This window comes from Pseudomonas sp. VD-NE ins (assembly GCF_031882575.1).
GTDB classification, from domain to species: domain Bacteria; phylum Pseudomonadota; class Gammaproteobacteria; order Pseudomonadales; family Pseudomonadaceae; genus Aquipseudomonas; species Aquipseudomonas fluorescens_BZ.
Genome location: NZ_CP134772.1, coordinates 1,347,355 through 1,360,123, shown reverse-complemented (window position 1 = coordinate 1,360,123; position 12,769 = coordinate 1,347,355). Strand labels below are relative to the sequence as shown.

Here is a 12,769-nt window from a genome sequence, read left to right as displayed (position 1 = left end):
GTATCGCTCCCGAACCTGGCGACCCCAACCGTGAAGGGGCTACGCTGCCGCCGCCTGAGGAGAAAATTAGAAATGACCTTCGTCGTCACCGACAACTGCATCAAGTGCAAGTACACCGACTGCGTAGAAGTCTGTCCGGTGGACTGCTTTTACGAAGGCCCGAACTTCCTGGTGATTCACCCGGATGAGTGCATCGACTGCGCCCTGTGCGAACCGGAATGCCCGGCCGTAGCCATCTTCTCCGAGGACGAAGTTCCGGAAGAGATGCAGGAGTTCATCCAGCTGAACGTTGAGCTGGCGGAAATCTGGCCGAATATCACCGAGAAGAAAGAATCGCTGCCGGATGCCGAAGAGTGGGATGGCGTCAAAGGCAAGATCAAAGATCTCGAACGCTGATCTGTCGCGTGCTCGAATGAAAAGGCCCCTTGCGGGCCTTTTTGCTTTTCTGTCTTGTACTTTTCTACGGGCAAAAAAAAGGGGCGGTATGACCCGCCCACATTTTTTCCCTATTCCCTGTATTCCTTTTCATCGTCCTGATGAATCGCGTCCTGCGATGTCCGTTCCCCTCTTCCTTGAAGGGCGTGTCTGTCCGTCGACACACCCCAGATACTAAAGAGTTCCCTGCCGAGAGCAATCGCCCCTCGGAGCGGAAGAGCGCTGTAATAAGCACTTCACATTAAAAAATATATATAAAAATCAATAATTTAAACCAAGTCATTTAGAGCAATCGACGTCTGCTGCCGTGTAAAGATAGTGAACACTTACGAAAGAGTAAGCCAAGGCTTACACCGCGAGACTACAAACGATGGAATTGCCAACCGTACGTCCGGCAATGAGCAGGGTGGTGATGGATTGCCTACAAATCCAGGTCAACAAAAAGCCCCGAACCAGTCGGGGCTTTTTACGGGCGGACGTGTGAGGCGCTTACTGGAACAGCGACTCGCTCGACAGGCCATTCTTCTCGAGGATCTCACGAAGGCGCTTGAGGCCTTCCACCTGGATCTGCCGCACCCGTTCCCGGGTCAGGCCGATCTCCAGGCCTACATCTTCCAGCGTACTGCTCTCGTGACCGCGCAGGCCGAAGCGGCGTACAACCACTTCGCGCTGCTTGTCGGTCAACTCCGACAGCCATTGATCGATGCTCTGCGACAGGTCGTCATCCTGCAGCAGTTCACAAGGATCGGTCGGACGATCATCGGTGAGGGTGTCCAGCAGGGTTTTATCCGAATCCGGACCCAGCGAGACGTCGACCGAAGAAACCCGCTCGTTCAGACCAAGCATGCGCTTGACCTCGCCCACCGGTTTTTCCAGCAGGTTGGCGATCTCTTCGGGTGAAGGTTCGTGGTCGAGTTTTTGCGTCAGCTCCCGTGCAGCCCGCAGGTACACGTTGAGCTCCTTGACCACATGAATCGGCAACCGGATGGTCCGGGTCTGGTTCATGATCGCGCGCTCGATGGTCTGACGAATCCACCAGGTCGCGTAGGTCGAGAAGCGGAAGCCGCGCTCGGGATCGAACTTTTCCACCGCCCGGATCAGTCCGAGGTTGCCCTCTTCGATCAGATCCAGCAGCGACAGCCCCCGATTGACGTAACGCCGGGCGATTTTGACCACCAGCCGCAGGTTACTTTCAATCATGCGCTTGCGCCCGGCCGGATCGCCACTTTGCGACAAGCGCGCAAAATGAACTTCTTCCTCCGGGGAGAGCAGTGGGGAAAAGCCGATTTCGTTGAGATACAACTGCGTGGCATCAAGTGCCCGCGTGTAATCGATGTACTTATGTTGTTTAAGTGAAGCGGAGTGTTTGGATTTGGAACGAACGGAAGGTGGAGCAGCCCCTTCATCATTCGACATCGAATCCGAATCGATGCCGGTCTCCATAAGGAGAACCTCATCGTCGATGTCAAACTCCGGCACTTCTTTACTGAGAGCCATTGTTATAGTCCTTTGGTGAGTTCGACCCCAAGCTCAAGCGACGCCTTTATCCTTGGCAGCGCTGGAGCCTGTCCCCTCTACGTGACGGAACAGGCTGGCTTACAAATCAACGTCTTGGCAGGAACTGCAGCGGATCTACAGGTTTACCTTGGCGGCGAATCTCAAAATGCAGTTTCACCCGGTCTGTACCCGTTGACCCCATTTCGGCAATTGTCTGTCCGACCTTGACCTGCTGTCCCTCCCGAACCAACAGCCTGCGGTTATGTCCGTAGGCACTGACGTAGGTTTCGCTGTGTTTGATGATGACTAATTCGCCGTAGCCCCTTAAGCCACTCCCGGCGTATACCACCGTCCCATCAGACGCAGCTAAAACAGGCTGTCCCAAATCCCCGGCGATATCAATTCCTTTATTCAAACTACCGTTTGAAGAGAATTTTCCAATCAGAATGCCATTAGATGGCCATCCCCAGCCGGTCGGGGCCGGGCCTGCCGGAGGCAGCGGCGCGGGTGCAGGCTTGTTGGCGACGGACGGTGCAACGCCAGTAGAACCGGTGGTTGTCGTGGTCGTCGTGCCATTTGCCTGGCGCCGGATTACCGTGGTTTTGCTCGACGAAGAAGGCGAAGAACTGCTGTTGCTCACCACCGCCGTCGGCGTTGAACCGGTACGGCCATCGAAGCGAATTGTCTGACCCGGATGGATCGTATACGGCGTAGGAATATTGTTCCGGGCAGCGAGGGCTTTGTAGTCCCAGCCGTAGCGAAACGCGATCGAAAACATCGTATCGCCCGGACGGACTACATACTGCCCGGTCGTCACGGTAGGACGCTGGGCCACCGCGCTGTTGCGATCGACCACCCGGACATTGCTCGATTTGGTGCTGGAGCAACCGACCAGCAAGGTGCTCAAGACAAGGCCAGTCACCAGGCGCTGAAAGCTCGTGTTACCCATACGCTGCGCAATGACTGTGAGACTCACCCGCCGCTCCCTTTGTGGTGGCTGAAAAATGTGAAATGCCGGATGTCGGCATGAGATGTCGCAAGTATAACGGGCCGAATCGGCTTTACCTTTAATGAAGCGAAATCGCGTCGCGCACACGTTTGCAAGTGGACAGTCTGCTGCGTTTAAACCATCGCTGCCGGAGTAAGACACAGGCGAACGAAAGGAATTCAGCGCGCGTAAACAAATGCTCAGGCCAGCGGCCCATTGAGCAACGGCACGAAACGAACAGCCCCGAGAACATGCCGGGAAAAACCGTTTTCCTCACGCACGATCAGCAACAGTTGCTGCACTTCTCCGGAGCCCACCGGAATCACCATGCGCCCGCCCGGAGCCAATTGATCGAGCAAGGCTTGCGGTACGTCCGTGGCCACAGCGGTGACGATAATGCCGTTATAAGGCGCCAGCGCCGGCCAGCCTTCCCAGCCATCGCCCCAACGGAACACCACGTTGCGCAGGTTCAGTTCAACCAAACGTTCCTTGGCACGATCCTGCAGCACCTTGATGCGCTCGACCGAGAACACCCGCTCGACCAGTTGCGATAACACGGCGGTCTGGTAACCGGAACCGGTGCCGATCTCCAGCACTTTATCCAGCGGCCCCGCCTCCAGCAGCAGCTCGCTCATGCGCGCCACCATATAAGGCTGGGAAATCGTCTGGTTATTGCCGATCGGCAGCGCCGTGTCTTCGTAGGCGCGATGGGCCAGCGCTTCGTCGACGAACAGGTGGCGCGGCGTACGGCGGATGACTTCCAGCACCTTGGCGTTGGACACGCCCTCTTCATACAACCGCTGAATCAGCCGCTCGCGGGTACGCTGGGAAGTCATGCCGATACCGCTGCGCAGGCGGTCTTCGTGTTCACGGGCCATCAGCGCAGTCCCTCCAGCCAGCCGTCGAGACTTCTGAACGCATCGTTGAAGGTGCGATCGAGCTGCAACGGTGTGATGGATACATAACCCTGCATCACCGCATGAAAGTCCGTGCCCGGGCCGCCATCTTCGGCATCGCCGGCGGCGGCAATCCAGTAACCGGCCTTGCCCCGTGGGTCGACCACTTTCATCGGCGCAGCTGCCCGGGCACGGTGGCCGAGTCGGGTCAACTGGATGCCACGAATGTGGTCGATAGGCAGGTTGGGAATGTTCACGTTGAGCACCGTGCGCGGCGGCAGATCGAGCCCGGCATGGGCTTCAACCAGTTTGCGCGCAAAGTACGCCGCTGTCGGCAGATTATCCACCTGCCGCGAGACCAGCGAAAAAGCGAACGAAGGACGCTCGAGAAAACGCCCCTCAAGAGCGGCCGCCACGGTTCCGGAATACAGCACGTCATCGCCAAGGTTGGCGCCAAGGTTGATACCGGAAACCACCATGTCCGCCTCGCGCTCCAGCAAGCCATTAAGGCCCAGATGCACGCAGTCGGTCGGTGTGCCATTGAGGCTGATAAAGCCGTTGGCCAGGTATTGCGGGTGCAGCGGACGGTCGAGCGTCAGCGAACTGCTGGCGCCGCTTTTGTCCTGCTCCGGGGCGATAACCACGCATTCGGTGTAATCCGCCAGCGCAGCATAAAGCGCGGCGAGACCGGGTGCGGTTACCCCATCGTCGTTAGAAATCAGAATACGCATGGGCTGTCCGTCTGCCCCACCGGCACCAGATCAACGAGTTCGCGCACCAATACGGTGGCGAAGCATCCGGCCGGGAGGACGAATTCCAGTTGCAGAATGTCAGGCTGGGGATAATGCCACGTCAACCCGCCAATGGGCAGTCGCAGGATGCGACGTTCGTGGCTCATGCCGGCGTGAATCAACCAATCGCGCAACTGCGCTTCACCAGCGGCAATCCCCTGCTCCAGATCATGGACAGCGCCTGCGGTCGGCGAGTCACCTTCGCCCCACTGCGGGCCGGTCGGATGCAGGTCAAGAATCGCCAGACGCGGGTCGCTGCACTCGGCTTCACCGGCCGGGAAAAAACTGCGGCTGTCGGTAAAGGCCAGCAGATCACCGACCTGGGCTTTTTGCCAGGTGCCATCGGCAACCCGTGCGGCAAGCACCTTGTTGAACAGAAAACTGCGCGCGGTCGAGAGCAGGCGCGAACGCACGTTGCGCTGCTCCGGCAAAGCCTTGCGTGCCGCCCACGCACGCGCATCAACGACGTTGCCACCGTCATGGCCGAAACGCTGGGCGCCGAAATAATTGGGGATGCCTTGTTGGGCGATCAGTTGCAGGCGCTGTTCAATCGCCGCTGTGTCGCCAGCGAACTGAGTCAGGCGCAGGGTGAAACCGTTGGCCGAATGCGCACCGCGCTGCAGCTTGCGCTTGTGGCGGGTGGTCTTGAGGATCTTCAGCGTATCGTTTTCCGCCGCCGATAGATCAGGGTCAGCCTTGCCCGGCAGTTGCACGCTGAACCACTGGCGGGTCAGCGCCTGACGATCCTTGAGACCGGCATAGCTGACGGTACGCAATGGTACGCCGGCAGCCTTGGCGATACGGCGCGCGGCTTCTTCAGTATTCAGGCCACGTTTTTCAACCCAGATCCACAGGTGTTCGCCATCGCCGCTGAACGGGATATCGAGGACTTCATCGACCTGAAAATCTTCAGCGATGGCTTTCAATACCGCGGTGCCGAGGGGTTCGCCATAGGCGCGCGGGCCGAGCAATTGCAGTTCGTTCATGCGCGCAGCAACAAGGCAACGGAGTGCACGGCGATGCCTTCTTCGCGACCGACAAAGCCGAGCTTTTCGGTGGTGGTAGCTTTCACGTTCACTTGATCCAACTCAACTTGAAGATCCGCCGCGATCAGCGCGCGCATCGATTCGATATGCGGGGCCATTTTCGGCGCCTGGGCAACGATGGTGTTGTCGACGTTGCCGACTTTCCAGCCTTTGGCATGGATCAGCGCGACCACATGACGCAGCAGCGCACGGCTGTCGGCGCCCTTGAATTGCGGGTCGGTATCCGGGAAGTGTTTGCCGATATCACCCAGCGCCGCAGCGCCGAGCAAGGCATCGCTCAAGGCGTGCAGCAGGACGTCACCGTCGGAATGAGCGAGCAGCCCGAAGCTGTGTGCAATGCGCACGCCGCCAAGAGTAATGAAATCGCCTTCAGCGAAACGGTGCACATCATAGCCGTGGCCAATACGCATAAAAAAAACGCCCCGATTTTTGTCAGGGCGTGATTCTACCTGCATTAACCGCGCAGGGCGCGTGCGTGATGCTGCAAGTGGTCGTCTATAAAGCTTGAGATGAAGAAATAGCTGTGGTCGTAGCCCGGTTGCAGGCGCAACGTCAGCGGATGGCCCGCTTGTTTTGCCGCTTGTTGCAAGGCTTCGGGTTTGAGCTGGGTAGCGAGGAAATCATCGCGATCCCCCTGATCGACCAGCAATGGCAGTTTTTCATCTGCCTCGGCAATCAATGCGCAGGCATCCCACTCTTTCCATTTCGAGCGGTCTTCGCCCAGGAAACGGGAAAACGCCTTTTGCCCCCACGGGCAATCCATCGGGTTATTGATCGGCGAGAACGCCGACACCGATTGGTAACGCCCCGGATTGCGTAACGCGCAAACCAACGCACCGTGACCGCCCATGGAGTGGCCGCTGACGCTGCGTTTATCCGAAGCGGGGAAATGCGCTTCAACCAATGAAGGCAATTCCTGCACGACATAGTCATGCATCCGATAGTGCCGCGACCAAGGTTCTTGCGTGGCATTCAGATAGAACCCGGCGCCGAGGCCGAAATCCCACGCACCATCCGGATCGCCCGGCACATCAGGACCGCGCGGACTGGTGTCCGGCGCAACGATGATCAAACCCAGTTCGGCAGCCATGCGCATCGCGCCGGCCTTCTGCATGAAGTTCTCGTCGGTGCAGGTCAGGCCGGACAACCAATACAAAACCGGCAGCTTCCCGCCCTGCTCCGCCTGCGGCGGCAGGTACACGGCAAACACCATGTCGCAGCCGAGCACGTCGGAGCGATGGCGATAGCGCTTGTGCCAACCGCCGAAACTCTTCTGACAGGAGATGTTTTCCAGACTCATGGGGATTCTCCCAGCTGCAAGTGGCAAGCTTCGAGCTTCAAGAACAGGCAAAAGCGCCTTTGCTTGCAGCTTGAAGCTTGTAACTTGGGGCTGCTTTTAGAAATGAATGACGGTACGGATGCTCTTGCCTTCGTGCATCAGGTCGAACGCTTTGTTGATGTCTTCCAGGCCCATGGTGTGGGTGATGAAAGTATCCAGCGGAATCTCGCCGCTCTGAGCCATGTCGACGTAGCTTGGCAACTCGGTACGACCGCGCACGCCGCCGAATGCCGAACCGCGCCAGACGCGACCGGTGACCAACTGGAACGGACGGGTAGCGATTTCCTGGCCGGCACCGGCCACACCGATGATCACCGACTCGCCCCAACCTTTGTGGCAGCACTCAAGCGCCGCGCGCATCAATTGCACGTTGCCGATGCATTCAAAAGAGAAGTCGACGCCGCCATCGGTCATGTCGACGATCACTTCCTGGATCGGACGATCGAAGTCCTTCGGGTTCACGCAGTCGGTGGCGCCGAGTTGTTTGGCGATCTCGAACTTGGCCGGATTGATGTCGATGGCGATGATGCGCGCAGCCTTGGCTTTTACCGCGCCGATCACCGCGGACAGACCGATGCCGCCCAGACCGAAGATGGCCACGGTGTCACCCGGCTTGACCTTGGCGGTGTTGAGCACGGCACCGATACCGGTGGTGACGCCGCAGCCCAGCAGGCAGACCTTCTCGAGTGGCGCATCCTTGGAGATCTTGGCCACGGAGATTTCCGGCAACACGGTGTATTCCGAGAATGTCGAAGTACCCATGTAGTGGAAAATCGTTTCGCCCTTGTAGGAAAAGCGCGAAGTGCCGTCCGGCATCAAACCTTTACCCTGAGTGGCGCGAATCGCCTGACACAGGTTGGTCTTGCCCGACTTGCAGAATTTGCACTGGCCGCATTCCGGGGTGTACAGCGGAATCACGTGATCGCCAACGGCAACCGAGGTCACGCCTTCGCCGATCGCTTCAACGATGGCGCCGCCTTCGTGGCCGAGGATCGACGGGAAAATACCTTCCGGATCAGCGCCGGACAGGGTGTAGGCGTCAGTGTGGCAAACCCCGGAAGCCACCACGCGCAGCAACACTTCACCGGCCTTGGGCATGGCGACATCGACTTCTACGATTTCCAGCGGCTTCTTGGCCTCGAAGGCTACGGCGGCGCGCGACTTGATCATGCTGACTCTCCAGTAAATCCATTGAATAAAAAAACCAGACAAGGAGTGTAATACATGGCTTTACGATGAATAATCTGGACAAAAGCAAAACATTATTGCCACACAGGGATAATCCCCATGTCCGAAAACCGCTGGGAAGGCATCGACGAGTTCGTCGCCGTCGCTGAATGCAGCCAGTTCACTGCCGCCGCCGAACGTCTCGGGGTTTCGTCCTCGCACATCAGTCGACAAATCGTACGGCTGGAAGAAAGACTTCAGACGCGCCTGCTTTATCGCAGCACCCGTCGGGTGACGCTGACTGAAGCCGGGCAGACCTTTCTGCAACATTGCCAACGCTTGCAGGACGGACGCGAAGAGGCCTTGCGTGCGGTCGGCGACCTGACCAGCGAACCGAAAGGCATGTTGCGCATGACCTGTGCCGTCGCGTACGGCGAGCGCTTTATCGTGCCGCTGGTCACGCGGTTCATGGGGCTGTACCCGCAATTGCGCATCGATATCGAACTGAGCAATCGTCAGCTCGATCTGGTGCATGAAGGGCTGGATCTGGCAATTCGTCTGGGGCGTTTGCAGGACTCGCGGTTGGTCGCGACACGACTGGCGCCACGGCGAATGTTTCTCTGCGCTTCACCGTCCTACGTCGAGCGCTACGGTCGCCCACATAGCTTGTCGGAATTGAGTCGGCACAATTGCCTGATCGGCAGCTCGGACATCTGGCAGCTTGAGCAAAACGGACGGGAATTTTCCCAGCGGGTGCAGGGCAACTGGCGTTGCAACAGTGGGCAAGCAGTGCTGGATGCGGCGTTACAGGGAGTGGGGTTGTGTCAATTGCCGGATTATTACGTGCTGGAGCATCTGCACAGCGGTGCGTTGATTTCGTTGCTGGAGGCGCATCAGCCACCGAATACGGCGGTGTGGGCGCTGTATCCGCAGCAGCGGCACTTGTCGCCGAAGGTGCGCAAGTTGGTGGACTTTCTCAAGGAAGGATTGGCTGAGCGGCCGGAGTATCGAAGCTGAGTGATGGGTTGCCTGAACTATCGCTTTCGCGAGCAGGCTCGCTCCCACAGGGGATTTTCAGTGGACATCCGATCCGAGTTCACTGCAGATCAAAGGTGGGAGCGAGCCTGCTCGCGAAGGCAATCTGAAATGCACCGCATCACTCAGCGGCGATTCGCCCAACGCTGACGCAACCACTCCAGATCTTCCGGCCGGGTCACCTTAAGGTTATCCGCCCGCCCTTCAATCAGACGAGGCTTAAGCCCCGCCCACTCCATCGCCGAAGCTTCGTCAGTAATCACAGCATCAGCGACCAGACTGTCCGCCAACGCCCGATGCAACGCACCGAGGCGGAACATCTGCGGCGTGTAGGCCTGCCAGATCACGCTGCGATCAACGGTTTCAACCACACGACCGTGTTTATCGACCCGCTTCAACGTGTCGCGCGCCGGCACCGCGAGCAAACCGCCGACCGGATCATCCGCCAGTTCATCGAGTAACCTGTCGAGATCATCGCGACTCAGATTAGGCCGTGCCGCATCGTGCACCAGCACCCAATCCTCATCATCGGCACCCTGCGCATGTAGATGCAGCAAGGCATTGAGCACCGACGCTGATCGCTCAGCCCCGCCGTCAACCCGCTGAATACGCGAGTCGCTGGCGCACGCCAGGTTTGGCCAATAAGGATCATCAACAGCAAGACTGACCACCAGACCTTGCAGGCTTGGGTGATCAAGGAAACAGCCAAGGCTGTGTTCGAGAATTGTGCGCCCGCCCAGTTGCAAGTATTGCTTGGGACGATCCGCGGCCATTCGGGCACCGACGCCCGCGGCAGGAATCACGGCCCAGAAGGCCGGCAGGGAATTGATCATTGGGCCAACTGGTAAAGGGTTTCGCCGTCCTTGACCATCCCCAGTTCGTGACGAGCTCGCTCTTCAACGGTCTCCATGCCCTTTTTCAACTCGCTGACTTCAGCGTCCATCACTCGGTTGCGCTCCAGCAAACCTTCGTTCTCGGCGTGTTGATCAGCAATCTGCTGATTCAGCTCGGCGACCTGCGCCAGACTGCCATTGCCCACCCACAGGCGGTACTGCAGACCGCCCAGTAGCAAGAGCAAAACGAGAAACAACCAGTAAGGACTGCGCATCGAATATCAGGTATCCAGTGAAAAAAGACAGCCACGCCAAAACTTTGAAGCATCTGATAGCACGAAGCCTGGAAGACCCAGGCTTGTGCTGTTAAGGCATCAGATTAGTGGCAAATCCATCGCTGTCACGACTTTTTCGACACAATCCGGTGTCCTTCCATCGATTTGTACTTAGCCGCGGAACTCGCTGCGACCGTTGTACTTGGCCTTGCCATTCAACTGCTCTTCGATACGCAGCAGTTGGTTGTACTTGGAAACGCGGTCGGAACGGCACAGCGAACCGGTCTTGATCTGGCCAGCCGAGGTGCCCACAGCCAGGTCGGCAATGGTCGAATCTTCGGTTTCGCCCGAGCGGTGCGAGATCACTGCGGTGTAACCGGCAGCCTTGGCCATCTGGATGGCTTCGAGGGTTTCGGTCAGGGTGCCGATCTGGTTGAACTTGATCAGGATCGAGTTGGCGATGTTTTTATCGATGCCCTCTTTCAGGATCTTGGTGTTGGTCACGAACAGGTCGTCGCCTACCAATTGAACCTTCTCGCCGATCTTGTCGGTGAGGATCTTCCAGCCAGCCCAGTCAGACTCGTCCAGACCGTCTTCGATCGAGATGATCGGATAACGTTCAGTCAGGCCTTTGAGGTAGTCAGCGAAACCTTCAGCGGTGAACACCTGGCCTTCGCCGGACAGGTTGTACTTGCCGTCTTCGTAGAATTCGCTGGCCGCGCAGTCCAGAGCCAGGGTCACGTCGGTGCCCAGCTTGTAACCGGCGTTGGCGACAGCTTCGGAGATCACTTTCAGCGCGTCTTCGTTGGACGCCAGGTTCGGTGCGAAACCGCCTTCGTCGCCAACGGCAGTGCTCAGGCCACGGGCCTTCAGCACAGCTTTCAAGTGATGGAAAATCTCGGTGCCCATGCGCAGACCTTCCGAGAAAGACTTGGCGCCAACCGGCTGCACCATGAATTCCTGGATGTCGACGTTGTTATCGGCGTGCTCGCCACCGTTGATGATGTTCATCATCGGTACCGGCATCGAGTAGACACCCGGCGTGCCGTTGAGGTTGGCGATGTGTGCGTACAGCGGCAGGTCCTGGTCCTGTGCAGCAGCCTTGGCCGCAGCCAGGGACACGGCGAGGATGGCGTTGGCGCCCAGGGTTGCCTTGTTTTCGGTACCGTCGAGCTTGATCATCGCGTGATCCAGGGCTTTCTGGTCGCTTGGGTCGGTGCCCAGCAGCAGATCGCGGATCGGACCGTTGATGTTGGCTACCGCTTTGAGCACGCCCTTGCCCAGGTAACGGCTCTTGTCGCCATCACGCAGCTCGAGCGCTTCACGCGAGCCAGTGGATGCACCGGACGGCGCGCAAGCGCTGCCGATGATGCCGTTGTCGAGAAGCACGTCCGCTTCCACGGTGGGATTGCCACGGGAGTCGAGAACTTCACGACCTTTGATGTCGACGATTTTTGCCATTGTTGTAAACACTCCAAAGTTGACGAAAACGACGCAGCTAGAGGAAATCTTTTAACCGTCGGCAAGGGATGTGCAGCGGGCAGACTTGCAGACGATAACGCTCATGCCCGAGGGCATGAGCGACAAATCGTGCGGTACTTTACCGGAGAATTGAGTGTTACGCGGTTTCTACCGTCGGAAAACTCTTCACCAGTTCGTCCAAAGCTTTGAGCTGGGCCAGGAATGGCTCCAGTTTGTCCAGACGCAAGGCGCAAGGGCCGTCGCATTTGGCGTTGTCCGGATCCGGGTGCGCTTCGAGGAACAGACCCGCCAGCGACTGGCTCATGCCGGCCTTGGCCAGATCCAGAACCTGTGCGCGGCGACCGCCGGCGGAGTCGGCACGACCACCCGGCATTTGCAGCGCGTGGGTCACGTCGAAGAATACCGGATATTCGAACTGCTTCATGATGCCGAAGCCGAGCATGTCGACCACGAGGTTGTTGTAGCCGAAGCTCGAACCACGTTCGCAGAGGATCAGCTGATCGTTACCCGCTTCGACGCACTTGTTCAGGATGTGTTTCATTTCCTGAGGTGCGAGGAACTGGGCTTTCTTGATGTTGATCACTGCATTGGTCTTGGCCATCGCGACGACCAGATCGGTCTGGCGCGACAGGAAGGCCGGCAGTTGAATGATGTCGCAGACCTCAGCGACGACCGCGGCCTGATCAGGCTCGTGGACATCGGTGATGATCGGCACGCCGAAGGCTTGTTTGATGTCCTGGAAGATGCGCATGCCCTCTTCCAGGCCAGGACCACGATAGGAGGTCACAGAAGAACGGTTGGCCTTGTCGAAACTGGCCTTGAATACGTAAGGGATACCGAGTTTCTCGGTGACCTTCACGTACTCTTCGCAAACCTGCATGGCCATGTCACGGCTTTCCAGCACGTTCATGCCGCCGAACAGCACCATGGGCTTGTCGTTGGCAATCTCGATGTCGCCGACGCGGATGATCTTCTGTGCCATCGG

General features: G+C 58.3%; 14 protein-coding genes. 2 read left to right on the top strand and 12 right to left on the bottom strand.

Annotation, left to right across the window (positions count from 1 at the left end; all coding sequences use genetic code 11):
• The first annotated feature begins 72 nt into the window (after positions 1 to 72).
• Positions 73 to 396 carry a ferredoxin FdxA gene (gene fdxA, locus RMV17_RS05785; RefSeq protein ID WP_007908827.1) on the top strand — a complete coding sequence of 108 codons (324 nt, stop codon included), beginning with the start codon at positions 73 to 75 and terminating at the stop codon, positions 394 to 396.
• Positions 397 to 924: 528 nt separating this feature from the next.
• On the opposite strand, the gene rpoS is transcribed toward fdxA, so the two are convergent.
• From rpoS to RMV17_RS05745, 8 genes are all read right to left on the bottom strand, one after another.
• On the bottom strand, positions 925 to 1,932 hold the full coding sequence (gene rpoS, locus RMV17_RS05780) for an RNA polymerase sigma factor RpoS (RefSeq protein WP_007908828.1): 1,008 nt from the start codon (positions 1,930 to 1,932) through the stop codon (positions 925 to 927).
• 106 nt (positions 1,933 to 2,038) lie between these two features.
• Complete coding sequence (locus tag RMV17_RS05775) at positions 2,039 to 2,908, bottom strand: peptidoglycan DD-metalloendopeptidase family protein (RefSeq protein ID WP_034156314.1); 870 nt, start codon at positions 2,906 to 2,908, stop codon at positions 2,039 to 2,041.
• Positions 2,909 to 3,120: 212 nt separating this feature from the next.
• Positions 3,121 to 3,756: a protein-L-isoaspartate(D-aspartate) O-methyltransferase gene (locus tag RMV17_RS05770; RefSeq protein WP_171057346.1), complete on the bottom strand. Its 636-nt coding sequence runs from the start codon at positions 3,754 to 3,756 to the stop codon at positions 3,121 to 3,123.
• A gap of 41 nt (positions 3,757 to 3,797) precedes the next feature.
• Positions 3,798 to 4,547 carry a 5'/3'-nucleotidase SurE gene (surE, locus tag RMV17_RS05765; protein ID WP_007908831.1) on the bottom strand — a complete coding sequence of 250 codons (750 nt, stop codon included), beginning with the start codon at positions 4,545 to 4,547 and terminating at the stop codon, positions 3,798 to 3,800.
• Complete coding sequence (gene truD / locus RMV17_RS05760; RefSeq protein ID WP_034156315.1) at positions 4,535 to 5,593, bottom strand: tRNA pseudouridine(13) synthase TruD; 1,059 nt, start codon at positions 5,591 to 5,593, stop codon at positions 4,535 to 4,537. The genes surE and truD overlap by 13 nt, the downstream gene beginning before the upstream one ends.
• Positions 5,590 to 6,063, bottom strand: coding sequence for a 2-C-methyl-D-erythritol 2,4-cyclodiphosphate synthase (gene ispF / locus RMV17_RS05755; RefSeq protein ID WP_034149878.1), 474 nt, complete (start codon positions 6,061 to 6,063; stop codon positions 5,590 to 5,592). The genes truD and ispF overlap by 4 nt, the downstream gene beginning before the upstream one ends.
• A gap of 44 nt (positions 6,064 to 6,107) precedes the next feature.
• The gene (gene fghA, locus RMV17_RS05750; RefSeq protein WP_311887020.1) at positions 6,108 to 6,959 is read right to left on the bottom strand and encodes an S-formylglutathione hydrolase; all 852 of its coding nucleotides are present in this window, start codon (positions 6,957 to 6,959) and stop codon (positions 6,108 to 6,110) included.
• A 90-nt stretch (positions 6,960 to 7,049) separates the two neighbouring features.
• Positions 7,050 to 8,162 carry an S-(hydroxymethyl)glutathione dehydrogenase/class III alcohol dehydrogenase gene (locus tag RMV17_RS05745; RefSeq protein WP_007908835.1) on the bottom strand — a complete coding sequence of 371 codons (1,113 nt, stop codon included), beginning with the start codon at positions 8,160 to 8,162 and terminating at the stop codon, positions 7,050 to 7,052.
• 117 nt (positions 8,163 to 8,279) lie between these two features.
• Here RMV17_RS05745 and RMV17_RS05740 point away from each other — a divergent pair, with 117 nt between their 5' ends.
• On the top strand, positions 8,280 to 9,176 hold the full coding sequence (locus tag RMV17_RS05740; protein WP_034156318.1) for a LysR substrate-binding domain-containing protein: 897 nt from the start codon (positions 8,280 to 8,282) through the stop codon (positions 9,174 to 9,176).
• A 143-nt stretch (positions 9,177 to 9,319) separates the two neighbouring features.
• On the opposite strand, the gene ispD is transcribed toward RMV17_RS05740, so the two are convergent.
• The 4 genes from ispD to kdsA form a co-directional block, all read right to left on the bottom strand.
• Positions 9,320 to 10,027, bottom strand: coding sequence for a 2-C-methyl-D-erythritol 4-phosphate cytidylyltransferase (gene ispD / locus RMV17_RS05735; RefSeq protein WP_034156319.1), 708 nt, complete (start codon positions 10,025 to 10,027; stop codon positions 9,320 to 9,322).
• Positions 10,024 to 10,302 carry a cell division protein FtsB gene (gene ftsB / locus RMV17_RS05730; RefSeq protein WP_034156320.1) on the bottom strand — a complete coding sequence of 93 codons (279 nt, stop codon included), beginning with the start codon at positions 10,300 to 10,302 and terminating at the stop codon, positions 10,024 to 10,026. The genes ispD and ftsB overlap by 4 nt, the downstream gene beginning before the upstream one ends.
• A 171-nt stretch (positions 10,303 to 10,473) precedes the next feature.
• The gene (eno, locus tag RMV17_RS05725) at positions 10,474 to 11,763 is read right to left on the bottom strand and encodes a phosphopyruvate hydratase (protein WP_007908839.1); all 1,290 of its coding nucleotides are present in this window, start codon (positions 11,761 to 11,763) and stop codon (positions 10,474 to 10,476) included.
• A gap of 157 nt (positions 11,764 to 11,920) precedes the next feature.
• Positions 11,921 to 12,766 (bottom strand): 3-deoxy-8-phosphooctulonate synthase, encoded by an 846-nt coding sequence (gene kdsA / locus RMV17_RS05720; RefSeq protein WP_016985082.1) that lies wholly within the window; start codon positions 12,764 to 12,766, stop codon positions 11,921 to 11,923.
• Positions 12,767 to 12,769 lie beyond the last annotated feature (3 nt).

What these genes read in the sequence shown, in the direction of transcription:
- fdxA (WP_007908827.1), top strand. Translation starts at nt 73, where the DNA reads ATGACCTTCGTCGTCACCGACAACTGCATCAAGTGCAAGTACACCGAC.
- rpoS (WP_007908828.1), bottom strand. Translation starts at nt 1,932, where the DNA reads ATGGCTCTCAGTAAAGAAGTGCCGGAGTTTGACATCGACGATGAGGTT.
- RMV17_RS05770 (WP_171057346.1), bottom strand. Translation starts at nt 3,756, where the DNA reads ATGACTTCCCAGCGTACCCGCGAGCGGCTGATTCAGCGGTTGTATGAA.
- surE (WP_007908831.1), bottom strand. Translation starts at nt 4,547, where the DNA reads ATGCGTATTCTGATTTCTAACGACGATGGGGTAACCGCACCCGGTCTC.
- truD (WP_034156315.1), bottom strand. Translation starts at nt 5,593, where the DNA reads ATGAACGAACTGCAATTGCTCGGCCCGCGCGCCTATGGCGAACCCCTC.
- ispF (WP_034149878.1), bottom strand. Translation starts at nt 6,063, where the DNA reads ATGCGTATTGGCCACGGCTATGATGTGCACCGTTTCGCTGAAGGCGAT.
- RMV17_RS05745 (WP_007908835.1), bottom strand. Translation starts at nt 8,162, where the DNA reads ATGATCAAGTCGCGCGCCGCCGTAGCCTTCGAGGCCAAGAAGCCGCTG.
- RMV17_RS05740 (WP_034156318.1), top strand. Translation starts at nt 8,280, where the DNA reads ATGTCCGAAAACCGCTGGGAAGGCATCGACGAGTTCGTCGCCGTCGCT.
- ispD (WP_034156319.1), bottom strand. Translation starts at nt 10,027, where the DNA reads ATGATCAATTCCCTGCCGGCCTTCTGGGCCGTGATTCCTGCCGCGGGC.
- ftsB (WP_034156320.1), bottom strand. Translation starts at nt 10,302, where the DNA reads ATGCGCAGTCCTTACTGGTTGTTTCTCGTTTTGCTCTTGCTACTGGGC.
- eno (WP_007908839.1), bottom strand. Translation starts at nt 11,763, where the DNA reads ATGGCAAAAATCGTCGACATCAAAGGTCGTGAAGTTCTCGACTCCCGT.
- kdsA (WP_016985082.1), bottom strand. Translation starts at nt 12,766, where the DNA reads ATGGCACAGAAGATCATCCGCGTCGGCGACATCGAGATTGCCAACGAC.